Below are 25,874 nucleotides of genomic sequence, written 5' to 3' on the forward strand. Positions count from 1 at the left end.
ACAAAGAAAACCCTCCGAAAATTTATATCTTCGGAGGGTGAGTAGGATCATTTTTTCGCGGGTTTTGCCACGATCCGCAACAGTCCGTAGCCGAATATGGCCGAGAGCGCCGAACCGGCCAGAACGCCAATTTTCGTTTCGGTCTGCATGAGATCGGACGGGAAGGACAAAAGCCCGATGAAAATGCTCATGGTAAAGCCGATGCCGCACAATATGGCGACGCCATAAAGCTGCGCCCAGCTGGCGCCCATCGGCTTTTGCGCAAGGCCGGTCTTGATGGCGAGCCAGGCTGCGCCGAACACGCCAAGCTGCTTGCCAACAAAAAGCCCGAGCAGAATGCCGAGTGTCAGCGTGTCGCCCATCACCGAGGCATCGAGCCCGGCAAAGGAAATGCCCGCATTGGCAAAGCCGAAGATCGGCACGATGAGGAAGGCGACCGGTTTTGCCAGCGCATGTTCGAGGATGTGCAGCGGTGACGTCATGTCATCCGGTTTGCCGGGCGCAGGTTTCAGCGGCACCATCAGCGCTGTCACCACACCGGCGACGGTGGCGTGAACGCCGGAATTGAGCACGAAGAACCACAAAATTGCGCCACCGATCAGATAGGGCAGCAGCTTCATCACGCCCATGCGGTTCATCGCGAAAAGCGCAATCGCAGTTATGAAAGCCCCGCCCAGATAGGGCATCGAGATTTCGGCTGTGTAGAAAATGGCGATGATGACGACGGCGGCCAGATCATCGAGAATGGCGAGCGTCGCCAGAAAAACCTTGAGGCTCGACGGTACGCGTGAGCCGAGCAGCGACAGGACCCCGAGCGCAAAGGCGATATCGGTTGCGGAAGGCACCGCCCAGCCCCGCACTTTTTCGGCATCGTGAAAATTCAGCGACGCGAAGATGATCGCAGGCAGGATCACGCCGCCTGCTGCGGCAATGCCTGGTAGCATCCGGTTTGGCCAGCTTGCAAGCTGCCCGTCGATGAATTCGCGTTTGATCTCCAGCCCGACGAGCAGGAAAAACACCGCCATCAGCGCATCATTGATCCAGTGCGCAAGGCTCAATGGGCCCATATAGACGTGAAGCGCATCGAAATAGATTTGCGAGAAGGGTGAGTTGGCCACGATGAGCGCAAGCGCTGCCGCTGCCATCAGCACCAGGCCACCGGCAACCTCGCTATCCAGAAAGCGTCGCATGAGAGATACGGGGCGAGCGGAATTTGGACTGTGGTTCATCGGTCTCCTTAAAGAAACTGTTAGGTGCTTTGCGGCGCATCCACTTCGTAGAGCACAAGATCGCGGTCGGTGATGCCGAGTGTCGGCCATGTCGAACGCCAGGCGGCAATGTGCCCGGAGGCAAAATGTTTGTCCAGCGAAGCCCGGTCCAGCCACAGCTCTTTTACATGGATAAGACCCGGATCGAGAATGTCGGCGGCATAGGAATAGTCGATGCAGCCAGCCTCGGCGCGGCTGGCTTCGATCATTTGCTGCATGACAGGGCGCGCCTCATTCAACTTCGCAGCAGGCAGCCGAACGGTTCCGACGATAAGCAGCACGGTTTATTCTCCCCGGATCAAAGAAGCGCGGTCTGGCCGTTGTTGATGGCATTGGCGCGGGGTGTGAAACCGTTGCCGCTGTCGCCATGCAGGACGAGTGGCGGCATGAACGAGAGACCGGCGCGGCTGCCCCGCGTGCCGGTGACGACGATACGGATTGCCGCTGCGTCACCGCGGGGGTGCACCGGCACGATGCGCAAGCCGCCGAAGCGCCCGGTGAGCGCTTCCAGAATGAGCGCAATCGAGCCCGGTCGCGCTATGATGGCGATGCCGCCGCCCGGCCGGACGATGGCCGCCGCCGTGCGCACCCATTGTTCGAACATGCCTTCGGGCATGACATGCGCTTCCGCCTTGAGCGGATCGGGCGTGCGCCGGTCCGCCGCTTCGTTGAAAGGCGGGTTCATGATGGCGAAATCGAAGCTGTTATCGGCAAGACCTGCCGCAACACGCGCTTTTCCGGTCAGCGCCACATCCGCTTCCACAATCGCGAGGCGGTCTGCCAGAGCTGTATTCAGGGGATGCGCGATGGTCTTTCTGGCAAAGCCGACCATCAGGCCAGAGCGTTCGACAAGGGTAATGCGGCTTGCCGCGCATCGGGCCGCAACCGCAAGCCCGGCTGCACCCGCACCGCTGCCAAGATCGGCGAGGCGTCCGGCAAAGCCGTCCGGCACCGCGCTTGCAAGGATCATCGCATCGACGCCGGAGCGATGCCCTTTCATTGCCGGTTGCACGAGATGAAAAGCGCCGCGATGAAAGACATCCAGCGTTTCTTCAATCTCGTCTTCGGTCGTCAGGGTCATTGATCGCGCAGTTCGTGTTCAATCTCGGCATCGATCAGGATTTGCCGCGCTTCGTCCAGCTGATCCTCACTGACCAGAAGACGGCGCGGCAGTACGCCTAACGACCCCTCGATAATGCTCATATTGGTGTCTGCGATGAAATAAGCTATTCCCGCTTCCTTCATCAAGGCTTCGGCGAAAGACAAAAGGACGGAATCGTTGGTGCGGATAAGTTCGATCATTTACCTAGTTTGGAGCCAATGCACCGCATTGACAACAGCTTCCGTCAATGTTGAACAGGCAGTGAAGGCACGGAATGCGTCTTGAGCATTCCGCCGCGCTTAAATATGGTGGCGGCCCCATCAAGGAGTAATGGCATTGGGTGTGGTTCTGAATCTCGACGACAAGAAAAAGCAGACAGGATCGGTGCAGCCGCTTGTCGACCTGACGAAGGCCGATATGGCGCGCGTAAACGAAATGATCCTGTCACGCGCCGGTTCCGACGTCGAAATGATTCCCGAAGTCGCCAATCATCTGATCTCGTCGGGCGGCAAACGCCTGCGCCCGATGATGACGCTCGCTGCCGCCCGCATGTTCGGTTACGACGGCGACGGTCATGTGCGTCTCGCAACCGCTGTCGAATTCATGCATACCGCAACGCTTTTGCACGATGATGTGGTTGATGAAAGCGATCTGCGCCGTGGCAAAAGCACCGCCCGCATGATCTGGGGCAACCAGGCCAGCGTTCTCGTCGGCGATTTCCTGCTCGGTCAGGCTTTCAAGATGATGGTCGATGTCGGCTCGCTCGACGCGCTTGACGTGTTGGCGACCTCTGCTTCGGTGATCGCCGAGGGCGAAGTCATGCAGCTTGCCGCTGCCAAGAACATGGAAACCACCGAAAACGAATATCTGGCGGTCATCAAGGCCAAGACGGCGGCGCTGTTTTCGGCGGCTGCCGAAGTCGGCCCGATCATCGCCGGTGTGCAGCGTTCGGATCGCGCAGCCTTGCGGGATTACGGTCTCAATCTCGGTCTCGCTTTCCAGCTGGTTGACGATGCGCTCGACTATGGTGGCTCGGCTGCCGATCTGGGCAAGAACACGGGCGACGACTTCCGCGAAGGCAAGATCACGCTGCCGGTGATTCTCAGCTACCGTCGTGGCACCGATGATGAACGCGCGTTCTGGAAGCACGCCATCGAGGACGGTGCCAGCGACGATGCATCGCTGCAAAAGGCCATCGGCCTGATGACCAAACATGGCGCGATTGCCGATACCGTGCAGCGTGCGCGCCACTTTGGCGAGATTGCCCGCGATGCTCTGGCGCCGCTGAAGGCCTCGCCGGAAAAGGATGCCCTCATCGAAGTCATCGACTTCTGCATCAGCCGCGTGAACTGAGTTCGAATATTTCGAACGGGATCGATCAGGAAAAGCACCCCATCACGGATGCTTTTCTTGCCCCCTCATCCCAAAAAGGCCATGCTTGAAGTGCCTTTTCCGGTGAGGAGACGGCTTGTCGGTTTTGGATACGGTCGGCGATTCGTTGCCGATGGCACAGGTGGGAATGTGAGAAGAGGATTGGGCTTCATGCGGCATGGAATGAAAAACGGCCCGCTTTACGGTTTGCTTTTTTCGCTTCTGGCGGGAATTGCAATGCCTGCCAGCGGCGCATGGGCCAAGGCGGCAGCCGATCCCGCTCCCGTCGTCACGCCTGCTGTTCGGGCCGGTTCCTTTGCTGGCGCCTATCTGGCGGGCCGCACCGCCGAAGCCGATAACAACCTGTCCGCCGCCGCCGATTTCTATCGTCAGGCCATGGCTTTCGATCCGGGCAACAGTCAGGTCAAGCAGGACCTGCTTCTCGTTCTGCTGACCGAAGGCCGCTTCAAAGACGCCCTGCCACTTGCTTCCGAATTGCAGAATGTGCCGGATATCGAGCGTTTCTCTCGCGTCGCCCTTGCCATCGACGCTATTTCCAAAAAGCAGTACCGCAAGGTCGGACCGCTTTTGATGCTGTCCATGCAGTCCGACATGGACCGGCTTGCGACAGGCTTCATGAATGCGTGGGTCAAGGTGGGGCAGGGCAATCCCAAGCAGGCACTGGCCGATATCAAGAAGATGGAAGGCCCCGAATGGTATGGCCTGTTCCGCACCTATAATTCTGCTTTGATCGCCGATCAGGCCGGGATGAAGAAGGAAGCGGCGGAATTCTACCAGCAGGCCTTCGATGACCGTCCCGGCGGCAGCGCTGCGCCCGACACCTATGAACGCATCATTATGGCCTATGCCTCGTTCAAGCTGCGTCAGGGCGACAAGGCCGGGGCCATCCAGATCTTGAAGGATGGCGAGGAACTGCTGAATGGTCGCATGACGCTCACCGAACTGCGCGAGCAGGTCGAGGCGGGGCAGAAAGTTGACCGCCTGATCGAAACGCCGCAGCAGGGCGCTGGTGAAGTGCTTTATACGCTCGGCACCGCGATCAACCGCAGCGGTGCAGAGGCATTTGCGAAGCTTTATCTGCAACTCTCGCTGCCGCTGCGTCCGGGCAATGATGCGACCCTGTTCCAGCTTGGCGATATTTCGGCCAAGCTGCGCCGTCCGGAAGCGGCAGTGGAATATTATGCGCAAGTGCCGGAAAAATCGCCCTATCGCCGCGATGCCGAAATGCAGCGCGCGCTGAACCTTGCCGATAATGACAAGTCTGCCGAGGCCATTGAGCAGTTGAAGACGCTTCTGGGCCGCGACAAGACCGACATCCGTACCTATCTGGCGCTGGGTGGCGTTTACGCGCAGGACAAGAATTTCGCCGAAGCCGCCAAGATTTATGACGCGGCTGTCGAACAGATCAAGACGCCGGAACGCAAGGACTGGCCGGTCTTCTACCAGCGCGGCATCGCCTATGAGCGTCTGAAGCAGTGGGACAAGGCGGAACCGAGTTTCAACAAGGCGCTGGAGCTTTATCCCGACCAGCCGCAGGTGCTGAATTATCTTGGTTATTCCTGGGTCGATATGGGCATCCATCTCGATCGTGCGCTCGACATGATCAAGAAGGCGGTCGAGTTGCGCCCGCAGGACGGTTACATCGTCGATTCGCTGGGCTGGGCCTATTACAAGCTCGGTCGTTACGACGAAGCGGTGGTGGAACTGGAAAAGGCTGTTAAGCTGCGCCCGGAAGACCCGACGATCAACGATCATATGGGCGATGCCTATTGGCGCGTTGGTCGCCAGCTTGAGGCGACGTTTCAGTGGAACCATGCGATTGCAGGCAAGCCGGAGCCGGAAGAACTCGTCAAGATCGAGGAAAAGCTGAAGAAGGGCCTGCCCGACGTTCCGGGCCAGTCTTCCGCCGATGCGACCAAGCCAGGCGAGAAAAAGCCGGACCAGCCGAAGCCGGAAGAACCGAAGCAGGACACGCCTGCTGTCGCGCCTGCACCAGCTGCGCCCACACCGGAAAAGCCGACGACGGATTAAAAGCGGCAGATAGGTCCGGTTTCAGGGCGATAGGACACTGAAACCGGCAGTCTGTGCTTGACCCTGCGGTGCTGATGTATGATCTGGCAGGATTTTTATCCGAAAACCGGTTGCCACTTTTCGGAAATCCTGCTTAGACCGGGCCATCATTTCAATAACGAGGCCCAGCCCGGTGTCTAATTCGTCCAGCATGTTGCCCGCACATATGCATCCCACCCGTTCCTTTCAGGGTCTGATCCTGACGCTCCATCACTATTGGGCGGAACATGGTTGCGCTATTTTGCAGCCTTACGACATGGAAGTGGGTGCGGGTACGTTTCATCCGGCAACCACGCTGCGTTCGCTCGGGCCGAAGCCGTGGAAAGCCGCCTATGTGCAGCCGTCGCGCCGTCCCAAGGATGGCCGCTATGGCGAAAATCCCAATCGGCTGCAGCATTATTACCAGTATCAGGTCATCATCAAGCCATCGCCGCCGAACCTTCAGGACCTTTACCTCGGTTCGCTGAAGGCCATCGGCCTTGATCCGACGCTGCATGATGTGCGTTTCGTGGAAGACGACTGGGAAAGTCCGACGCTCGGCGCCTGGGGGCTTGGCTGGGAATGCTGGTGCGACGGCATGGAAGTGTCGCAATTCACTTATTTCCAGCAGGTCTGCGGCATTGAATGCTCGCCGGTCGCCGGGGAACTGACCTATGGTCTGGAGCGCCTCGCCATGTATGTGCAGGGCGTGGACAATGTCTACGACCTCAATTTCAACGGTCTCGAAGGCGACGAAAAGGTTACCTATGGCGATGTGTTCCTGCAGGCTGAGCAGGAATATTCCCGCTACAATTTCGAAATGGCCGATACCGAAATCCTGCATCGCCACTTCATTGATGCCGAGCGCGAATGCGAAGCCATTTTGAAGGCGGGCAGCACGGGCGAGGGCTCTTTGCACAAATGCGTGCTCCCCGCCTATGACCAGTGCATTAAGGCATCCCATGTTTTCAACCTGATGGATGCGCGCGGCGTGATTTCGGTCACCGAGCGCCAGAGCTACATCCTGCGCGTCCGCAATCTCGCGCGTCAGTGCGGCGAGGCATTTCTGCTCACCGATGCAGGCGGCTTTAATTACAAGAATGAGGCTGTTTAATGCCTGACTTACTTCTCGAACTCTTTTCCGAGGAAATCCCGGCCCGCATGCAGCGCAAGGCTGCCGGCGATCTGAAAAAGATGATCACCGATGGTCTGGTCGAAGCCGGTCTTACCTATGAAGCCGCGACCGCTTACTGGACGCCGCGTCGCCTGACGCTCGACATTCGCGGCCTGACCGTGCGTTCCAAGGACGTGCATGAGGACATCAAGGGCCCGTCGGTCACAGCACCGGAACAGGCCATTCAGGGCTTTCTGCGCAAGGCCGGTCTCACCGATGTTGCGCAGGCCCATGTGCATTCCGATCCGAAGAAGGGCGATTTCTATGTCGCCCATCTGACGAAGCCGGGCCGCCCGGCGGAAGAAATCGTCGCCGAGCTGGTGCCGCAGACGATCCGCAATTTCCCGTGGCCGAAATCCATGCGCTGGGGCGCGGCTTCGGCAAAGCCCGGTGCATTGCGCTGGGTGCGTCCGCTGCAATCGATCCTGTGCACCTTCGGCCCTGAAACCGAGGAAACAGTGGTTATCGAATTCGACGTCGATGGCATCAAGTCCGGCAATCTGACCTATGGTCATCGTTTCCTGAGCGACGGTCAGGCGATCAAGGTGCGCCGCTTCGACGATTATGTCGAAAAGCTGGAAAAGGCTTTTGTGGTGCTCGACGCCGAACGCCGCAAGGAAATGATTTCGCAGGACGCGCATAACCTTGCCTTCGCGTCGGGACTCGAACTGGTCGAGGATGAGGGGCTTCTGGAGGAAGTTTCAGGTCTTGTCGAATGGCCGGTCGTGCTGATGGGCGAATTCGAGGAAGAGTTTCTGGCGATCCCGCCGGAAGTCATCCGCCTCACCATCCGCGCCAACCAGAAGTGTTTTGTCACGCGCAAGCAGGGCGAAACGGAAGCGCTGTCCAACCGGTTCATTCTGGTGTCGAACATCGCAGCCCGCGATGGCGGTACGGAAATCGCATACGGTAACGGCAAGGTGGTGCGCGCACGTCTGTCGGATGCGCTCTATTTCTGGCACACCGATCAGCATGATCTGCCCGACCTCGACAAGCTCAGCGCCTCGGCGGAAAAATTCGGCCTCGATTTGAAGAAGCCGCTCGATCAGCGCATGGCGCGGCTGGACGCGTTGAACGTGACCTTCCATGCCAAGCTCGGGACGCAAGGCGCTCGCGTTGAGCGTATCCGCGAACTGGCTGCGCAGATCGCGCCGCTGGTCGGTGCCGATCCGAAGCTTGCTGCACGTGCGGCAGTGCTGGCCAAGGCTGATCTGACCACCGAAGTCGTGGGTGAATTCCCCGAGCTTCAGGGCGCGATGGGCCGCAAATATGCTTTGCTTCAGGGCGAGGATGCAGCCGTCGCCGCAGCGGTTGAAGAACATTACAAACCACAAGGCCCGTCCGATGTGGTGCCGAAGAACCCGGTCTCGGTTGCCGTGGCGCTGGCCGACAAGCTCGATACGCTGGTCGGCTTCTGGGCCATTGACGAAAAGCCGACCGGTTCGAAAGACCCCTATGCGCTGCGTCGTGCCGCCCTTGGCGTGATTCGTCTTCTGCTATCGCAGGACTGGAAATTCCCGCTGCTGCCGCTGTTCCGTTCGGCCTTCGCCGCGCTGAAAGAAGGCGTGGTCCAGCGCAAGCTGCGTGAATTCGAAGCCAGGCTTGCAGGTGAAAAGTCTGGCGATGTCGATGGCGAACAGGATGTCGACAATGCACTGCGCAACTATGAGACGGAAGTTCGTGCCGAAGCCGACCGCAGCGCCGAACCGGTGCTGGCCGATCTTCTCTCCTTCCTTCACGATCGTTTCAAGGTGCATCTGAAAGACGAAGGCGCACGTTACGACGCTATCGACGCCGTGCTGACGCCGGAAGCCGACAACCTGCTTTTGGTCGCACGCCGCCTGGAAGCGCTGATCGTCTTCATCAATGAGGAAGACGGCAAGAACCTGCTGGCTGGCACCAAGCGCGCCGCCAATATTCTGGCAGCGGAAGAGAAGAAGGGCACCAAAGTCGCGAGCAGCGTCGATGCTTCGCTTCTCAAGCTGGACGAGGAAAAGGCTCTGTTCGACGCGGTCAATCTCGCATCGAGCGAAACCGAAACGGCCATTGCCCGCGAAGATTTTTCGGGCGCGATGCTGGCGCTCGCCAAGCTGCGCGGTCCGGTCGATACGTTCTTCGAAAAGGTGCTCGTCAATGACGAGGACGAAAATGTTCGCGCCAACCGTCTGGCTCTGCTCGACCTGATCCGCACGGCCACCGGCAAGGTTGCGGATTTCTCCAAGATCGCTGGCTGATAGCCAGCCTATACGAAATAAAAATGGCGCCGGTTGGCGCCATTTTTATTTGAGGATTATTGAAGGCTGGGTCTGAGCGTCAGCGAACTGAGGTCCACTTCTCCCGATGCGCCTGCCCACGGATCGCCGACGACGCGCACGGGCTTGGCGGGGTCGAAGTCTGGCATCTTCTGTTCGGTCGGGATGATAGCGGGCTGTTCCTGCACGTCTTCCGGCAGCGGCTTGCCCTGCATGCGCGCCATATAGGCGCGGGCGCGCTTGCGCCGTGCTTCGATTTCCTTCAGCGCTTCGGCTTCAGCCTCTTGCCGCTGGCTGCAAGCGCCGCAGACAGGCAGCCCGTTGGCGCCCATCCGGTCATAGCCGATATAGTCGATGGAACCGACCGCATAGGTCGTTCGCGCAAGTTCCGCCCCGTGGGCCGATGGAACAGCGGGCAGTCCGGCGACAGTCAGTGAAATGGCGATAAATCGCGATAACATTATTCACCTCAAGCATGGATAGTAACATCCTGCCGCAAAAAAGCTAACAAAACGCAATTTTCCGGGTCGCGTTGCCATAAATGTGCACGAGGCAAACCGCCTGTTTGCTTGCGCAGGGCTTCGCGCTTGTGTAGGCAGAAGGCGCTCATATCTATGCGTGCATCTTGTCCGAAAACCGCTTTGCACTTTTCGGGATGCACTCAACTTGGACGCCCGAGAGGCGGAAAACCAGTGTCAGATGTAATGAAATTCGATGATGAGGCAGTTCAGCGCGCGGTGGAAATCCTGCGGCGCGGCGGTCTTGTCGCCATTCCCACCGAAACCGTCTACGGTCTTGCCGCCGATGCCTCGCACGGCGAAGGCGTGGCCGGTATTTTCGCCGCCAAGGGTCGCCCGCAGTTTAACCCGCTGATTGCTCATGTCAGCGGCATTGCCATGGCAGAGCGCTATGTTACCTTCGATGCCCTGTCGCGCAAGCTGGCGGAACTGTTCTGGCCCGGCCCGCTGACCATCGTGCTGCCGCTGAAAGACCAACAGGATACCAGTCGGCCCATTCATCCGCTGGTGACGGCGGGACTGCCGACGCTCGCCATCCGCATGCCGCATGGCCGCGTGCAGGAGGTCATCACGGCGCTGGACAGCCCTGTTGCGGCACCGAGCGCCAATACCTCCGGGCGTATCAGTCCGACAAGCGCCAAAGCCGTCGCGGACGATCTTGGCGACAAAATAGACCTGATCCTCGATGCCGGTCCATGCGGAGTGGGCGTGGAATCCACCATCGTGAAGGTCGAGGGCGGCATGGTGCGTCTGTTGCGCCCCGGCGGGCTTGCTGCAGAGGACATAGAAGCAGCGATTGGCACAAAGCTGGTGCGCACCGAACAGACCGAGGCCATTCAGGCGCATATCATCGCGCCGGGCATGATGGCCTCGCATTATGCACCGGATGCCGCCATGCGGCTTGCGGTTGGCGATGTGCAGCCGGGCGAGGCGCTGCTGGCTTTCGGGCCGTCGCGGGTGGCCGGAGCCGAGACGGCAAAGGCCGTACTCAACCTCAGCGCCGATGGCAATCTGCGCGAGGCGGCCAGCAATCTGTTCGATTTCATGCGCAAGCTCGACGCCATCGGCGCCAGCACCATTGCCGTTGAACCCATTCCCTTTGACGGTCTCGGCGAGGCCATCAATGACCGTTTGAACCGCGCTGCCGCACCGCGCTAGATTTCAAAGGACCAATATGGACACCGGATTGATCGAACGTTTCGCCGCCATCGTGGGCGAGAAGAACGCACTCACCGCGCCAGAAGACATTGCGCCCTATCTGATCGAGCAACGCGATCTTTATAAGGGCAATTCGGCGCTGGTGTTGCGTCCCGGCTCCACGGAAGAAGTCGCGGCGATCATGAAACTCGCCAGCGAAACGAAAACACCGATTGTGCCGCAGGGCGGCAATACGGGCCTCGTCGGCGCGCAGACGCCGGATGAGAGCGGCACGACGATCGTGCTGGCGCTTGGCCGCATGAACAAGATACGCGCGCTTGATACGGTGGGCAATCTGGTGACCGTCGAGGCAGGCGTCATCCTGAAAAACCTTCAGGACGCGGCCGAGAAGGCGGGCCGCCTGTTCCCGCTGTCGCTGGGCGCGGAAGGTTCGTGCCAGATCGGCGGCAATCTCGGTTCCAATGCAGGTGGTACGGCGGTGCTCGCCTATGGCAATATGCGCGAGCTTTGCCTCGGTCTCGAAGTGGTTTTGCCAACCGGCGAAACTCTCGACGACCTCCGCTATGTGAAGAAAGACAATACCGGCTATGACCTGAAAGACCTGTTCGTGGGTTCCGAAGGCACGCTCGGCGTGATCACGGCGGCGGTTCTGAAAATCTTTCCGCAGCCGAAGGGCAAGGGCGTCGCCTATGCCGGGATGCGCAGCCCGGACGACGCGCTGCGCCTGTTCCAGCTCGCGACCGAACATGCAGGCCCGTCGCTGACCGGGTTTGAGCTGATGCCGCGTGTCGGCGTCGAGTTCACGGTGCGCCATGTCGATGGCGCGCGCGATCCGCTGGAAAGCCCGCATGACTGGTATGTGCTGATCGATATTTCCTCCACGCGCTCGGAAGAAGATGCGCGCACCACGCTGGAAACCATTCTGCACGAAGCTTTTGAGGCGGATATTCTTCAGGATGCGGCGATTGCCGAAAGCGTCGCGCAGGCGCAATCCTTCTGGAAAATGCGCGAGGAAATGTCCTGGGCGCAAAAGCCGGAGGGCGGCTCGATCAAGCACGATATTTCCGTGCCTGTTTCATCCATTCCGGCCTTTATCCGCGAAGCCAATGCGGCGGTGCTGGAGATGATCCCCGGTGCACGCATTGTCTGCTTCGGCCATATCGGCGATGGCAACCTGCATTATAACGTGTCGCAGCCGGTCGGCGCGGACAAAAAGGAATTCCTCTCCCATTGGGGCGCGCTTAATCACCGCATCCACACGATTGTCACAAGTTACAGGGGGTCGATTTCTGCCGAGCATGGCATCGGTCGCCTGAAGCGGGACGAGCTTGCGCATTTCAAGCAGCCTTTCGCGCTCGACCTGATGCGCCGCATCAAGACGGCCTTCGACCCGGCGGGGATTATGAACCCCGGCAAGACCCTGTAAAACAAACCAAATTGCTACTTGAATGACGGGCGGTTTTTCCGCCCGTTTTGCTATCGGTAAACGCATATTAGGAAGAATTTCCGAATTCTTACACCTGGTTGCATTCTGATAACCAAAGGAAAAAGCAGGGAAAAGTTAACCCAACTCCTTAAGGCCATCGGTAACAAACGCGGTCTATTCTCCATCTCAACGAGGGCAGAAAGCCCAATCAAAGAGAAGCTGGAATAACCGGCTCTCGACAGAGACAGAGAGACAGAGGCGTTGACAATGATGAGCAAGGGACTGAAGCCAGACTGGGCAGGCCGTGAACTGCGGCTCGATCCGTTTCACTTTCCGCAGGTGGTGAGCTACGCATCGCACGACGGCAATACCGACGTCACCTTCACCATCAACGAACGGGGCGCGGTCATCCGGCAGGTTCTGCCGTCGAGCGGCCTGCCCATGTCGATTGCACTGCCGATCCATGCTTTTGTCGGTGTTGTCGCCCGCGCGGTCGAAGACGAATATGGCGAAATCACCGTCACGCTGGAACTGATGCATCAGGACCCGCAGCTTTCCGTGCCGCTTCTGGTGGCGCATGACCTGACCGATGTTGCCGCCGACTGGCGCGCCTGGGCGGCTGCGTTCAACCTGCCGATGATGCTGGTGGAAGAAGACGGCGTCGCCCGTCCGCTTTACGAAAGCACCGGCCCGGTGCGCACCAGCCAACCGCAGGCCCGCCGTCAGGGGCACGAGACGCGCCGTCGCCGCCCGCGCTTCCTCGCCCGCCGCAAGGCTGGCACGCTGGGCGTCCGTCTGGTGATCGAAGGCAAGGAAATCATCGCCCGGAATTGACCGCAGCGGAAAAGTTGAACGGGCGAGATTATTCACATTGTCGTGTGATCACGATCTCGTCCCATTCTGCCGCTAGGTTTAGGAGACTGCTTCATTTTGAAGCTAAATTAATTGGCTGACCTCCAGACAAAGCCACCCGGATGGGTTTCCCCATCCGGGTTCTTTTTTATCGATCAGAGCCGGGATTTACTTCTTGCGGCTGAGAAAGGCCATGATGGCCTCACGCGCTTCATTGGAGGTCAGGCGTTCGCCGAAAAGCTTCGCTTCCCGCGCAATACGATCCGCGATGTTTTCGGCGGGCATGCGCATGAGCGACCGCGCGATCTGCATGGCCTCCGGCGGCTTGGCGGCGATTTCTTCCGCAGCCTTCAGCACTTCCGCTTCCAGCTCTGCGCTTTCCACGATTTTATAGACGATGCCTGCTTCAAGCGCTGCTTCCGCGCTGAAACCATGACCGAGCGCCAGAAGGGCAAAGGCCTTCTGATGCCCCATCAGCGGTGGCGCGAGCAAGCTGGAACCGGCTTCCGGCACGAGACCGAGATCAACGAATGGCGTGCGGAACAGCGCATGTGACGTTGCAAATGTCAGGTCGCAATGGAAATGGATCGTCGTGCCAATGCCAATCGCAAGGCCATCAACGCCTGAGACGACCGGCTTTTTGGCGCTCGACAGGGCATAGAGAAAATCCAGAATATCCTTGCCCATATCGCCGCCGCCAGCCGCTGCGGCCATGAAATCCTGCATGTCGTTGCCGGATGAAAACGCGCCCGGCACACCAAGAAACACATGGACGCGCACCGCGTCGTCGGCGTCGCCATCCTTCAACGCCTTGGCCATGGTGGCATACATGGCGCGGGTGATGGCGTTTTTCTTGTCGGCCCGGTTCAGTCGGATAATCTGCACCGCATCGCGACGTTCGACGAGAATATGTTCGCTCACGTTCAAGCCTCCAGTGCGGATTTAGCGGCGGCGAGGCTGGCTGCGCCGGTGATGACGGTGTCTTTCAACGACGATACTTCGGCCAGCATGTTCTCGGCGAAGAAACGGCAAAGAACGGCGCGACCCTTATCGTCGCCTGCAAGGGCTGCGCGGGCCAGATAAGCGCCGCCGGAAGTAAGCGACAGCAGACGCTGATAAGGCGTTGCACCGGCAAGTGCCGCCTCTGCGCCACCCTCGGCAACTGTCTTTTGCAGCCAGTCGGTCGCTTCACGCGCTTCGGAGAGCGCCTTTGCAAGACGTGCGCCGGTTTCGCCCAGTTCCGGGCGGTTGGAGGCAACTACCTTGTCGGCATCCTGCTGCAATTCGGCAAGGAAACCCTTGATATGCTCGCCATTTCCAAGCGGCAACTTGCGCATCACCAGATCGATGGCCTGAATGCCGTTGGTGCCTTCGTAAATCGGCGTGATGCGCGCATCGCGCAGCAATTGGGCCGCGCCGGTTTCCTCAATGAATCCCATGCCGCCATGGATCTGCACGCCGAGCGACGTGACATCCACGCCAACATCGGTGGCAAAACTCTTGGCCAGCGGCGTGAGCAAACCGGCACGGTCGGCCCAATGCTGTGCATCCGCACCTTCGGTCGCATGGCTCATGTCGATGGCATGGGCGCAGGCATAGGTGATGGAACGGGCGGCCTGCGTCAGCGCCTTCATGGTCAAAAGCATGCGCTGCACATCGGGGTGTTCGATGATCGGGCTCATACCCTCCTTGGGATTCGCACCGATGGCGCGGCCCTGCTTGCGCTCCTTGGCATAGTTGAGCGCCTGCTGGTAAGCCGCTTCCGCAACGCCAACGCCCTGAATGCCGACCAGCAGGCGGGCATTGTTCATCATGGTGAACATGCAGGCGAGGCCGCGATTTTCTTCGCCGATCAGATAGCCGACCGCGCCCTGTTCCTCGCCTTTCACGAAACCGTCGCCATAGATCATGGTGCAGGTCGGCGAGGCGTGAATGCCCATCTTGTGTTCAAGACCAGAGCAGAACAGATCGTTGCGACGACCGAGCGAACCGTCTTGATTGACGAGGAATTTCGGCACGAGAAACAGCGAAATGCCCTTGGTGCCCGCAGGCGCATCGGGCAGGCGGGCCAGCACCAGATGCACGATGTTATCGGTCAGGTCATGTTCGCCATAGGTGATGAAAATCTTCTGGCCGAAAATGCGATAGGTGCCGTCATTGCCGCGCTCGGCGCGGCTGCGCAGCGCGCCAAGGTCGGAACCGGCCTGCGGCTCGGTCAGGTTCATCGTGCCCATCCACTCGCCGGAGATAAGCTTTTCGAGATAGATATCCTTCAATTCCCTGGAGGCATGCTTTTCCAGCGCCTCAATCGCACCCGTGGTGAGCGTCGGCCCGATGGCGAAGGACAGCGAACCGGCATTCCACATTTCATTGACGGCGACCGACATCATGGTCGGCAGACCCTGACCGCCATAGTCCGGCGTGCCCGTCAGCGAATTCCAGCCGCCTGCAATCCAGTCGCGGTAAAGGTCTTTCCAGCCCGGCGCGGTGGTGACGACGCCGTCCTTGACGGTCGCGCCATGCCGGTCGCCGGGGATGCGTAAGGGCTCGACACGTTCAGCGGCAAACTTTCCGGCCTCTTCGAGAATGGCTGCGGCCAGATCGGCGGAAAATTCGGGAAAGCGGTTGTCGGCCAGCGCTTTTTCAAGCCCCGCAACCTTCATCAGCGTATGGGAAATTTCAGAAACCGGCGCGCGATACATCTTTCCTCCACATCGTGCTCATCGAGGCCCCTCCTCGGAAACCCCGGCCTCCGATCTGCAAGCGTGCAGAGGGAGTATCAGTCTTCTTCAACACAAGAGCTATCGGCTTATTACGTAAACGTCAATATTTTCTCGCAGCCTATTGCATGATGAAAACAGGCTCCAATCGCATCCTATCTGTCAAAAGGATGCGATCATGCCGGTGCTGTCATTAAAACTATTTGCCGGAACGTTCCCGCTCCACAGCACGCCAGCCGATATCGGTGCGATAAAAACCTTCCGGCCAGTCGATCTTCCTGATGGCGTCGTAGGCTTTCGCCTGTGCTTCCGCGACAGTGCTGGCGACTGCGGTGATGTTCAGCACACGACCGCCATTGGCAATGAGATTGCCGTCCTTTTCAGCCGTGCCTGCGTGGAAGACCTTGACACCATCGAGACCGTCAAGCGCGTCGAGACCGCGAATGACGCTGCCCTTCTTTACATTGGTCGGATAGCCTTCCGCAGCCATAACGATGGTCAGCGCCGGATCATCTTTCCAGTCCGGCGAAACCTGATCCAGCTTGCCGTCGACGGCGGCATTGATCAGCGCCAGCAAGTCGCTGTTGAGGCGCATCATCAGCACCTGACATTCCGGGTCACCGAAACGGGTGTTGTATTCGATCAGCTTTGGGCCGTCCTTGCCGATCATCAGGCCGAGAAACAGGATGCCGGAGAAGGGCGCGCCGATTTCCGCCATGCCGCGCATGGTCGGCTCGATCAGTTCGCGCATGGTGCGCTCAACGATTTCCGGCGTCATGACCGGAGCTGGGGCATAAGCGCCCATGCCGCCCGTATTGGGGCCGGTGTCGCCATCGCCGACACGCTTGTGATCCTGCGCCGAGCCAAGCGGCAGGGCCGTTTTGCCGTCGCAGATGCAGAAGAAGCTTGCTTCTTCGCCGTCCAGAAATTCTTCCACCACCACTTCGGCCCCGGCAGAGCCGAACGCGCCTTCGAAGCAGGCATCGACCGCATCCAGCGCTTCATCGAGCGTCATGGCGACGACCACGCCCTTGCCTGCGGCCAGACCGTCAGCCTTCACCACTATGGGCGCGCCCTGCTGGCGGATATAGGCCTTGGCTTTCGGCGCATTGTTGAAACGGCCATAGGCCCCGGTCGGAATATCGAAGCGGGCGCAGAGATCCTTGGTGAAACCCTTGGAGCCTTCCAGCTGGGCTGCCGCCTTGGAGGGGCCAAAGACGCGGATGTTTTCGGCGCGCAGATCGTCGGCAAGGCCTGCAACCAGCGGCGCTTCCGGTCCGACGATGACCAGATCGATGGCCTTATCCTTGGCGAAGGCAATCACGGCCTTATGGTCGCTGACATCGATATCGACCAGTTCGGCGGCTTCCGCGATGCCGGGATTGCCCGGCGCGCAATAGAGTTTTGTCAGTGACGGAGAAGCGGACAGTTTCCAGGCCAGAGCATGTTCACGACCGCCAGAACCGATTAAAAGAACTCTCATTGCTTGCTCCGTCTTCGTCGGGGTTATAGTGATGGCTGCATATATCAAGGATTTCGCCATGTCACAGCCCGAACTACACGGATCGATTCAGTCACGCAATGCGCAAGGGCGCGTAAAGGACGCTCCGTCGGGCCATTGGGTCTATAAGTTGTTGCCGCAGTCGCTTTGGCCCTATGCGCAGCTTGCGCGCTGGGATCGCCCGATTGGCTGGCAGCTTCTGTTGTGGCCGTGCTGGTGGTCGGCGGCACTGGTGGCGGGCACCGGTGCGCAGCCCGGTGACGGCGCATGGTCGGTCGTGCCTTCGATCTGGCACCTGTTCCTGTTTCTGGTTGGCGCCATCGCCATGCGCGGCGCGGGCTGCACCTATAATGATCTGGTCGATCAGGATATCGACGATCAGGTGGACCGTACCCGTTCACGCCCGCTGCCTGCCGGGCAGGTGACACGCGGTCAGGCCAAGGCCTTTCTCGTCCTGCAAGCGCTGGTCGGGCTTGTCGTGGTGCTGCAATTCAACTGGTTTTCGATTGCGCTCGGCATTTTCTCGCTTTTGATCGTCGCTGCCTATCCCTTCATGAAACGCATTACCGACTGGCCGCAATTTGTGCTGGGTCTCGCCTTTTCATGGGGCGCGCTGATGGGTTGGGCTGCGGTCGAAGGATCGCTCTCATTGCCACCGGTGCTGCTCTATATCGGCGCGATCCTGTGGACCATCGGTTACGACACGATTTACGCCCATCAGGACAAGGAAGACGACGCGCTGGTCGGCGTGCGTTCCACGGCGCGCCTGTTCGGGAAGCACACCAAGACCGCACTGATGATCCTTTATGGCGGCGCTATCGGTTTCTTTGCCGCCGCTTTTGCGGTGGCGCAGGTGCCGATGCCGGCACTTGCCGGATTGCTGGCCGCTGGCGTACATCTCTACCGCCAGATTATCGTGCTCGATATCGACAACCCCGACCAGTGCCTGAAACTGTTCAAGTCGAACAATATCGTCGGCTGGCTGATCTTCCTCGGCCTCGTTTTCGGCAGCCTCTGGGTGGCGATCAAGCCGATTGTGTAATTGAGGGGCAGGCGTAAACGCGCGACCCTCATCCTGAGCTTGTCGAAGGGCCGACCCTTCGAGGCTTCGCTACGCTCCGCACCTCACGGTGAGGGCGGGGCGTAGCAGCTTTTCTTTCTCTTACGGATAAAGCCGGTCCTTGTTCCAGTCCCCTTCCGGCACGGGCCGGGTAAACAAGACGCGGTCGTGCAGGCGGAACGGGCGATCGTGCCAAAACTCGATCGAGACCGGGCGAATGCGGAAGCCCGACCAGTATGGCGGGCGTGGAATGTCGCCGATGGCATATTTCGCGGTATATTCCGCGACAGATTTTTCCAGCGCGAAACGGCTTTCCAGCGGGCGCGACTGTTTTGAGGCCCATGCGCCGATACGGCTGCCGCGTGGACGCGAGGCGTAATAAGCGTCGGCTTCGGCATCGCTGACTTTCTCAACCGGCCCACGCACGCGCACCTGACGGCGCAGCGTCTTCCAATGGAAGCACATGGCAGCCTTCTCAGCCGACAGGATTTCCTGCCCCTTCTTGCTCTCATAATTGGTGTAGAAGACAAAACCCTGCTCGTCGAAATCCTTCAGCAGCACCATGCGCACATTGGGCAGCCCGTCGGGATCGACGGTGGCAAGCGCTACGGCATTGGGATCGTTCGGTTCGGTCTTGCCTGCATCGGCCAGCCACTCCGCAAAAAGCTTGAAAGGCTGGGAAGACAGGGTGAAATCGTCGCTTGAGCTGGTCATTTCCACTATTCTCGAATGATTGTGGTGATAGGCGGGGTCGGAACGGGAATCCCGACCTGAAAAACTGGCGCGAGCTTCCTCCATAAAGCGCGTCTTGTCCACCTCCTGGTCAGGGACAGGGGCGGGGTTGAATGCATATGCCGCATCACAAGAATGGGCGTGGATTTTTCTGCCCGTCGGCTGAGGAAACCCACAGAGTTGCTGTTGTGCATTGGTATGGTTTTGTTTACCTTGCCAGCTCATCGCTTGTTAACCCACCACCGCCATAATCGCTGCATCCATAGCGTGTAAAATTGAGGACGTAGCGTTTGGCTGCTGGAACTGTCTGTCACCAGAAACATATCCGCTCTGCCGTTGATTTTGCTGCGGCCCTGCGCAATGCCGTGATCGGCATGACGCTGTTTTCGCTGGCCGGTTGTGCCATGGGTGGCGTCAGCATCGACAAGGCCGTTCCTGATTCGACCACCATCACCGGTTCGGTGCAGCAGCCGACCGTGCCGGATTCCAGTACGCTTTCCGATCAGTCAACAGTCAAGAACGTGGTTTCCGCTTTAAACTTCACGCAATGGGGTAAGAAGCCGGTGCCGTGGACCAATCCGGATACTGGCAGCCAGGGCACGATCACGACCGTTGCCGAGAGCAACAAGAACGATCAGCTCTGCCGTGAATTCGAGACCTCACGCGAAGCTTTTGACGGCGTTTCCATCTATCGCGGTGAAACCTGCATGCAGCGCGGCGGCCAGTGGACTGTCACGGCATTTGCACCGATCTGACAATATGCGCAGTCTGACGTCGGTACAGACTGGAACTTTTCTTGCCTGATGCGCATATTAGGCTCAATTGAGTCTTACCACTGACTTCACAGTCATTTTCCTGAATGAGGAACTATATGCGCGATCCCTATAGCGTGCTGGGCGTCGCCAAAACGGCGAAGCCCGAAGAAATAAAATCGGCCTTTCGCAAGCTGGCCAAAAAGCACCATCCGGATCAGAACCAGGATGATCCAAAGGCGCAGGAGCGCTTTGCGGAAGTTAATCAGGCCTATGAAATCGTCGGCGACAAGGATAAGCGCGGTCAGTTCGACCGCGGCGAGATCGATGCCGAAGGCAAGCCCTTGTTTCAGGGTTTCCAGGGCGGCGGTGGTTTCGGCGGTGCACATGGCGACCCGTTTGCGGGCTTCCGCCAGGGCGGCGGCAACAGCCATTTCGAATTCCGTTCCGGTCCCGGCGGTCAGGGCGGCGGCTTCGGCGGCGCAGAAGACATTCTGAACGATTTGTTCGGCGGTGCTTTTGGCGGCGGCGGACGGCAGCGTGGCCGCGCGGGCGCCAGTGCCAAGGGCCAAGATCTGTCCGCATCCATCGACGTGACCTTGTCGCAAGCGGCAGGCGCGGAGAAGGTCGAGGCGATTTTCCCGAATGGCAAGCATCTCAATATCAAGCTGCCGAAATATGTCGAGGATGGCCAGACCATCCGCTTGAAAGGGCAGGGCGAGCCGCTGATGGGCGGAACGCCCGGCGATGCGCTTGTGACGATCCGCTTCAAGCCGCATCCGCGTTTCCGTCTTGAAGGGCGCGACGTGCATGTGGATTTGCCGGTCAATCTCAGCGATGCAGCCCTTGGCGGCAAGGAAGAGGTCGAGACGCTCGATGGGCGTATTGCGGTGAAGGTTCCCGCCTGGTCGAGTTCGGATCGGGTGCTGCGCCTGAAGGAAAAGGGCCTGCCGCTGAAAGCGGGCGGGCGCGGCGACCTTTATGTTCATATCCGCATCATGCTGCCGGAGGGCGGTGACAAGGAACTGGAAGAATTCCTCCAGAAGCGCCGCGAAGGCTGATATTGTTCTCCCGAAGCGGAAATCGCTTTGGGAGGCAATAAGGCCACACAATAAGAATTTATGCGATTCTGATCGATTGAATTGCTTTTCAATCGATCAGAACTGTTTTTCTGTGGTCACGCGGGCCAAAATGCGGGCCGGGTGTTGTAGCTTTGCGGCAGTAAAGTGACAATGCCCGGCTTTTTCGCTGCAATTGCTTGAAGGTGATGCAAGCCTGTGCGATAGGGCAACAAGTTTATAGTTTTTCAATGAGGACCCTTAATGACCGCACAGTCTGGTTTGTTGCAGGGCAAGCGTGGATTGATTCTGGGCGTGGCCAACAACCGCTCCATCGCCTGGGGCATTGCCAAGGCCGCCCGCGATGCCGGCGCAGAACTCGCATTCACCTATCAGGGCGATGCATTGAAGAAGCGCGTCGAGCCGCTTGCCGAAGAACTTGGCGCTTTTGTTGCCGGTCATTGCGACGTGGCGGATGCCGCGAGCATCGACGCTGTTTTTGACGCGCTTGAGAAGAAGTGGGGCAAGATCGACTTTCTGGTGCACGCCATCGGTTTCTCCGACAAGGACGAACTGACCGGCCGCTACCTCGATACGTCGGAAGCCAATTTCACCAATACGATGCTGATTTCGGTTTATTCGCTGACCGCAGTTGCCCGCCGCGCGGAAAAGCTGATGGCTGATGGCGGGTCGATCCTGACGCTGACCTATTACGGCGCCGAGAAGGTCATGCCGAATTACAACGTCATGGGCGTTGCCAAGGCTGCACTCGAAGCAAGCGTAAAGTATCTCGCCGTCGATCTCGGCCCGCAGAACATCCGCGTCAACGCGATTTCGGCAGGCCCGATCAAGACGCTGGCCGCTTCGGGCATTGGCGACTTCCGCTATATTCTCAAATGGAACGAATATAACGCGCCGCTGCGCCGCACCGTGACGATTGAAGAAGTGGGCGATGTTGGCCTCTACTTCCTCTCCGACCTGTCGCGTTCGGTGACGGGTGAAGTGCACCACGCTGATAGCGGTTACCACGTCATCGGTATGAAGGCGGTGGACGCGCCGGACATTTCAGTCGTCAAGGACTGATACGATCCTTTTGAAATCCCGAAAAGTTGAGACGCTTTTCGGGATTTTTCTTTGTCTTTCCCGGACCGGGAAAGTTATCCCTGTTTTAGCGCCTGATCCAAAAGCCGCCATGCCGGTCTGCAAATGGCAATTTCTGCGCTTCCGGTGCTCACGTACCCAAATGTACGCTGCGCTCCGGTTCTCGAAATCACCATTTTCGCCACAGCCTGCCGGTTTTTGATTCAGACACTAAGAGAAAGAGGAAACAGCCGGAACGGCTTCGACAGCTGTTTTCGACTGGCAACGCTTTAGAGGTAAGGCTTTGGCCCGGGAGATCATCTACTTTTCGCGTCACGGCGAAACGGACTGGAATGTTTCGCAGCGCATTCAGGGGCAGCTCGATATTGACATCAATGCTCATGGACGCACCCAGGCTGATCGCAATGGCGATATGCTGAAATCGCTAATCGGTGATGGCGCAGGCTTCGATTTCGTGGCAAGCCCATTACGCCGCACGCGCGAGACGATGGAACGCATCCGGCTGCGCATGGGCCTTGATCCTTATGATTTCCGCACCGATCCGCAATTGATGGAAGTGAATTTCGGCGACTGGCAGGGCTTCATGATGGAAGACATTGCCAGGGAGCGGAATGATCTGGTGGAAGCGCGCGCCCGCGACAAGTGGAATTTCGTGCCGCCGGGCACGACTGCGGAAAGCTATATGAGCCTGTCGCAGCGCATTGGCCGCTGGGTTGAGGCCGTGGAATGGCCAACCGTTTGCGTCACGCATGGCGGCTGCATTCGCACATTGTTTTATCTCTATGGCGATCTCGACGGCCATGAGGCCGCCAATCTCTCCATCCCGCAGGACAAGATTCTGAAGTTCGAAAACGGCAAGCTGGAGTGGGTGTAAAGGCGTGGTTGGACTGCGCCTGATCGGCAAATTATGCCTTACGGCGCTTCCTGAATGTCGGTGATGAAGCGGGTATTATCCACCATATCGTAAATGATGATGACCTTCATGCCCTTGTTGATGGCGCTGTAATCGAATTCGCCCGGCAGTTTGTAAGTCTTACCGTCATCGAGTGAAAGCGTTTCGCTATCCTTGTTGATGGACGTGATCTTGCCTTCGGCATCGTCGGCCATGGCGACTGTCGAAAACAGCGAGGCGAGAATGAGGATCAATCCGACCAGATACTGCATGGTTTTCCGTTCCTTTGCCCGCTCTTTCGCCCGGTTTCATTGTCGTGAAGCAAGACTTCACCGAATCGACACCACGTCGCCATTTGTTTATTAGCGACTTGCTCTTTGTTGCCCTCAATCTAGCGTGTCGAATGTGTCAAAAAAAATACCGGAACGGGATGATCCGAAGGAAATTTCGGGTCGGCGGTGGCCATGATTTGACCGATCCCGAAAAGCTCAATAAAACGCCCGGTGAAGTAGCTAGTATCCTGCCCGTCAGGGTTCGCCTCCGGGGCGTTCCGGGGTCATTTTAGTCAGGCGTCGCGCATGTCTCATAATAGTTTCGGTCATCTGTTCCGCGTAACCACCTGGGGCGAAAGCCACGGTCTGGCGCTCGGTTGCATCGTGGATGGGTGCCCGCCCGGCATCACCTTTACCGAAGCTGAAATTCAGTCCTATCTCGACAAGCGCAAACCTGGTCAGTCCAAATATACCACCCAGCGTCGCGAGCCGGATCAGGTGCGCGTGCTATCCGGCGTTCTTCTCGGCGAAGACGGCGTGACCATGACCTCCACCGGCACACCCATCTCAATGATGATCGAAAACACCGATCAACGCTCCAAGGATTATGGCGAGATCGCCCGCCAGTACCGTCCGGGTCATGCCGATTACACCTATGACGTCAAATATGGCATTCGCGATTATCGTGGCGGGGGCCGCTCGTCGGCGCGGGAAACGGCGGCCCGTGTGGCGGCTGGCGCCATTGCGCGCAAGATCGTGCCGGGCCTTGAAGTCAAGGGCGCGCTGGTCGCCATGGGCGTACACGGCATCGACCGCCGCCGCTGGAACTGGTCGGAAGTGGACAACAATCCTTTCTTCTCGCCGGATGCCGGGTCGGTCGAATTGTTCGCGGATTATCTCGACGGCATTCGCAAGAGCGGATCGTCGGTCGGCGCGGTGATCGAGATCGTGGCCGAGGGCGTGCCCGCCGGTATCGGCGCGCCGATCTATGGCAAGCTCGATCAGGATATTGCCAGCCTGCTGATGTCGATCAACGCCGTGAAGGGTGTCGAAATCGGCAATGGCTTTGAGGCTGCCCGCCTGACCGGCGAAGAAAATGCCGATGAAATGCGGATGGGCAATGACGGCACGCCGCTGTTCCTGTCCAACCATGCCGGGGGCATTTTGGGGGGCATCGCCACCGGCGCGCCGGTGGTGGCGCGCTTTGCGGTCAAGCCGACGTCTTCCATTTTGACGCCGCGCCGCTCCATCGACAAGGACGGCAAGGAAGTGGACGTGATGACCAAGGGACGTCACGATCCATGCGTGGGCATCCGCGCCGTGCCGATTGGCGAGGCGATGGTCGCTTGCGCCATTGCGGATCATTATCTGCGTCACCGCGGCCAAACTGGCCGCGTCTGATAAAACGGGGCCAGACCGGACGGATTTAAAAAGGGTGTATGTCGATGAGCTATAATCAGAAGCAGGTTGTGGATGCATTGCGCGCTTTCGAGCGCGGCGAAATCGTCGTCGTCATGGACGATGATGGCCGCGAGAACGAAGGCGACCTGATCGTTGCCGCCGTGCATTGCACGCCGGAAAAGATGGCCTTCATCGTGCGCCACACATCGGGCATCGTCTGCACGCCGATGCCACGTGAGGAAGCGAAGCGCCTCAATCTCGCGCCGATGGTCGCCGAGAATGAATCTGCCCACACCACCGCTTTTACGGTCACGGTTGATTATCGCCATGGTACGACCACCGGTATTTCGGCGGAAGACCGCACGCTGACGGCGCGCAATCTGGCGAACCCGAATGCAGGTGCGGATGATTTTGTGCGTCCCGGCCATATTTTCCCGCTGATCGCGCGCGAAGGCGGCGTTTTGATGCGCTCGGGCCACACCGAAGCTGCCGTCGATCTTTGCAAGCTCGCCAATCTGCCGCCCATCGGCGTCATCTGCGAACTGGTCAATGATGACGGCTCAGTCATGCGCGGCCCCGATGTGACCGCTTTCGCCGAAAAACATTCGCTGCACCGCGTGACGGTGGCAGACCTCATCGCCTATCGCCAGCGCAAGGAAACGCTGGTCAAGCGCGTCGGCGATGCGGCGATCAAGACCTGCGCCGGCAATGCCCATGCCTATACTTACGAACTGCCATGGGAGCCGATGCAGCATGTGGCGGTGGTGTTCGGCGACATTCGCGATGGCGAGGAAGTGCCGGTGCGCCTGCATCGCGAAGACGTGCTGAACGACGTGTTCGGCAAGGGTGGCAGCAATCTCGACGCGATCATGGAGCGCATGGGCAAGGAAGGCCGGGGCGTTCTGGTCTATCTGCGTGAAGGTTCGGTCGGTGTTCGCGCCGATCATCACGATGCGCGCGCCCGCGATAATCTGCCAGGCGAGCATGAAAGCCATGCGGAAGCCCGCGCCCGTGAAGAAGAATGGCGTCAGATCGGCCTTGGCGCGCAGATCCTCAAAGATCTGGGCATCACCTCCATCGTGCTGCTGGCCTCGCGCGAACGTCACTATGTCGGCCTCGAAGGTTTCGGCATCGGCATTGCCCGCACCGAAATCATCTGAAGACTGCAGGCAGGATATGCACAGGGCCGTCATG

24 protein-coding genes are annotated in these 25,874 nt (G+C 59.0%); 14 read left to right on the forward strand and 10 right to left on the reverse strand.

The window, feature by feature from the left end; genetic code table 11:
- Positions 1-47: 47 nt before the first annotated feature.
- Genes nhaA through ABWW11_RS03565 form a run of 4 tightly spaced genes read right to left on the reverse strand, consistent with a single transcriptional unit; the run spans position 48 to position 2,570 of the window.
- Positions 48-1,229 (reverse strand): Na+/H+ antiporter NhaA, encoded by a 1,182-nt coding sequence (nhaA, locus tag ABWW11_RS03550; RefSeq protein WP_171316575.1) that lies wholly within the window; start codon positions 1,227-1,229, stop codon positions 48-50.
- 20 nt (positions 1,230-1,249) lie between these two features.
- A complete protein-coding gene (locus tag ABWW11_RS03555) occupies positions 1,250-1,549 on the reverse strand; it encodes a putative quinol monooxygenase (protein ID WP_109368433.1) in 300 nt (99 codons plus the stop codon).
- A gap of 17 nt (positions 1,550-1,566) precedes the next feature.
- Positions 1,567-2,349: a tRNA1(Val) (adenine(37)-N6)-methyltransferase gene (locus ABWW11_RS03560; RefSeq protein ID WP_109368434.1), complete on the reverse strand. Its 783-nt coding sequence runs from the start codon at positions 2,347-2,349 to the stop codon at positions 1,567-1,569.
- Positions 2,346-2,570 carry a putative signal transducing protein gene (locus tag ABWW11_RS03565; protein ID WP_109368435.1) on the reverse strand — a complete coding sequence of 75 codons (225 nt, stop codon included), beginning with the start codon at positions 2,568-2,570 and terminating at the stop codon, positions 2,346-2,348. The genes ABWW11_RS03560 and ABWW11_RS03565 overlap by 4 nt, the downstream gene beginning before the upstream one ends.
- 136 nt (positions 2,571-2,706) lie before the next feature.
- Here ABWW11_RS03565 and ABWW11_RS03570 point away from each other — a divergent pair, with 136 nt between their 5' ends.
- From ABWW11_RS03570 to glyS, 4 genes are all read left to right on the forward strand, one after another.
- Positions 2,707-3,723, forward strand: a complete 1,017-nt coding sequence (locus tag ABWW11_RS03570) for a polyprenyl synthetase family protein (RefSeq protein WP_109370175.1) — start codon at positions 2,707-2,709, stop codon at positions 3,721-3,723.
- 189 nt (positions 3,724-3,912) lie between these two features.
- Positions 3,913-5,793: a tetratricopeptide repeat protein gene (locus ABWW11_RS03575; RefSeq protein ID WP_109370176.1), complete on the forward strand. Its 1,881-nt coding sequence runs from the start codon at positions 3,913-3,915 to the stop codon at positions 5,791-5,793.
- A 205-nt stretch (positions 5,794-5,998) separates the two neighbouring features.
- Entirely contained in the window at positions 5,999-6,925 is a 927-nt protein-coding gene (locus tag ABWW11_RS03580) for a glycine--tRNA ligase subunit alpha (RefSeq protein ID WP_109370177.1), read from the forward strand.
- Positions 6,925-9,219 (forward strand): glycine--tRNA ligase subunit beta, encoded by a 2,295-nt coding sequence (gene glyS, locus ABWW11_RS03585; protein ID WP_121537331.1) that lies wholly within the window; start codon positions 6,925-6,927, stop codon positions 9,217-9,219. The genes ABWW11_RS03580 and glyS overlap by 1 nt, the downstream gene beginning before the upstream one ends.
- 56 nt (positions 9,220-9,275) lie before the next feature.
- On the opposite strand, the gene ABWW11_RS03590 is transcribed toward glyS, so the two are convergent.
- Positions 9,276-9,698, reverse strand: coding sequence for a hypothetical protein (locus ABWW11_RS03590; RefSeq protein ID WP_109368437.1), 423 nt, complete (start codon positions 9,696-9,698; stop codon positions 9,276-9,278).
- 243 nt (positions 9,699-9,941) lie between these two features.
- On the opposite strand from ABWW11_RS03590, the gene ABWW11_RS03595 reads away from it, so the two are divergent.
- The 3 genes from ABWW11_RS03595 (at position 9,942) to ABWW11_RS03605 (ending at position 13,173) form a co-directional block, all read left to right on the forward strand.
- Positions 9,942-10,913 (forward strand): L-threonylcarbamoyladenylate synthase, encoded by a 972-nt coding sequence (locus tag ABWW11_RS03595; protein WP_371830802.1) that lies wholly within the window; start codon positions 9,942-9,944, stop codon positions 10,911-10,913.
- Between the two features lie 16 nt (positions 10,914-10,929).
- Positions 10,930-12,339 (forward strand): FAD-binding oxidoreductase, encoded by a 1,410-nt coding sequence (locus ABWW11_RS03600; protein WP_109368439.1) that lies wholly within the window; start codon positions 10,930-10,932, stop codon positions 12,337-12,339.
- Positions 12,340-12,606: 267 nt separating this feature from the next.
- Complete coding sequence (locus tag ABWW11_RS03605; RefSeq protein ID WP_121537334.1) at positions 12,607-13,173, forward strand: DUF6101 family protein; 567 nt, start codon at positions 12,607-12,609, stop codon at positions 13,171-13,173.
- A 186-nt stretch (positions 13,174-13,359) separates the two neighbouring features.
- Here ABWW11_RS03605 and ABWW11_RS03610 read toward each other — a convergent pair whose 3' ends face one another.
- From ABWW11_RS03610 to purD, 3 genes are all read right to left on the reverse strand, one after another.
- Complete coding sequence (locus ABWW11_RS03610) at positions 13,360-14,112, reverse strand: crotonase/enoyl-CoA hydratase family protein (RefSeq protein WP_109368442.1); 753 nt, start codon at positions 14,110-14,112, stop codon at positions 13,360-13,362.
- 2 nt (positions 14,113-14,114) lie between these two features.
- Positions 14,115-15,893, reverse strand: a complete 1,779-nt coding sequence (locus ABWW11_RS03615) for an acyl-CoA dehydrogenase family protein (RefSeq protein ID WP_109368443.1) — start codon at positions 15,891-15,893, stop codon at positions 14,115-14,117.
- Positions 15,894-16,110: 217 nt separating this feature from the next.
- On the reverse strand, positions 16,111-17,394 hold the full coding sequence (gene purD, locus ABWW11_RS03620; RefSeq protein WP_109368444.1) for a phosphoribosylamine--glycine ligase: 1,284 nt from the start codon (positions 17,392-17,394) through the stop codon (positions 16,111-16,113).
- 58 nt (positions 17,395-17,452) lie between these two features.
- Here purD and ubiA point away from each other — a divergent pair, with 58 nt between their 5' ends.
- Positions 17,453-18,454, forward strand: coding sequence for a 4-hydroxybenzoate octaprenyltransferase (gene ubiA, locus ABWW11_RS03625; protein ID WP_109370178.1), 1,002 nt, complete (start codon positions 17,453-17,455; stop codon positions 18,452-18,454).
- A 120-nt stretch (positions 18,455-18,574) separates the two neighbouring features.
- Here ubiA and pdxH read toward each other — a convergent pair whose 3' ends face one another.
- Positions 18,575-19,186, reverse strand: coding sequence for a pyridoxamine 5'-phosphate oxidase (pdxH, locus tag ABWW11_RS03630; RefSeq protein WP_109368445.1), 612 nt, complete (start codon positions 19,184-19,186; stop codon positions 18,575-18,577).
- Between the two features lie 308 nt (positions 19,187-19,494).
- Here pdxH and ABWW11_RS03635 point away from each other — a divergent pair, with 308 nt between their 5' ends.
- The 4 genes from ABWW11_RS03635 (at position 19,495) to ABWW11_RS03650 (ending at position 22,989) form a co-directional block, all read left to right on the forward strand.
- Positions 19,495-19,959, forward strand: coding sequence for an RT0821/Lpp0805 family surface protein (locus tag ABWW11_RS03635; protein WP_371830798.1), 465 nt, complete (start codon positions 19,495-19,497; stop codon positions 19,957-19,959).
- Between the two features lie 116 nt (positions 19,960-20,075).
- A complete protein-coding gene (locus ABWW11_RS03640) occupies positions 20,076-21,017 on the forward strand; it encodes a DnaJ C-terminal domain-containing protein (protein ID WP_109368446.1) in 942 nt (313 codons plus the stop codon).
- A 261-nt stretch (positions 21,018-21,278) separates the two neighbouring features.
- On the forward strand, positions 21,279-22,097 hold the full coding sequence (gene fabI / locus ABWW11_RS03645) for an enoyl-ACP reductase FabI (protein WP_109368447.1): 819 nt from the start codon (positions 21,279-21,281) through the stop codon (positions 22,095-22,097).
- A gap of 301 nt (positions 22,098-22,398) precedes the next feature.
- Positions 22,399-22,989 carry a histidine phosphatase family protein gene (locus ABWW11_RS03650; RefSeq protein ID WP_121537335.1) on the forward strand — a complete coding sequence of 197 codons (591 nt, stop codon included), beginning with the start codon at positions 22,399-22,401 and terminating at the stop codon, positions 22,987-22,989.
- A gap of 38 nt (positions 22,990-23,027) precedes the next feature.
- On the opposite strand, the gene ABWW11_RS03655 is transcribed toward ABWW11_RS03650, so the two are convergent.
- Positions 23,028-23,279 (reverse strand): DUF1344 domain-containing protein, encoded by a 252-nt coding sequence (locus ABWW11_RS03655; RefSeq protein WP_109368449.1) that lies wholly within the window; start codon positions 23,277-23,279, stop codon positions 23,028-23,030.
- A gap of 306 nt (positions 23,280-23,585) precedes the next feature.
- On the opposite strand from ABWW11_RS03655, the gene aroC reads away from it, so the two are divergent.
- Both aroC and ribB read left to right on the forward strand, forming a co-directional pair.
- Positions 23,586-24,680: a chorismate synthase gene (aroC, locus tag ABWW11_RS03660; protein WP_109368450.1), complete on the forward strand. Its 1,095-nt coding sequence runs from the start codon at positions 23,586-23,588 to the stop codon at positions 24,678-24,680.
- Between the two features lie 44 nt (positions 24,681-24,724).
- Entirely contained in the window at positions 24,725-25,840 is a 1,116-nt protein-coding gene (gene ribB, locus ABWW11_RS03665) for a 3,4-dihydroxy-2-butanone-4-phosphate synthase (RefSeq protein WP_109370180.1), read from the forward strand.
- The last annotated feature ends 34 nt before the right edge of the window (positions 25,841-25,874 follow it).

This window comes from Brucella sp. NBRC 113783, assembly GCF_040372265.1.
GTDB classification, from domain to species: domain Bacteria; phylum Pseudomonadota; class Alphaproteobacteria; order Rhizobiales; family Rhizobiaceae; genus Brucella; species Brucella teleogrylli.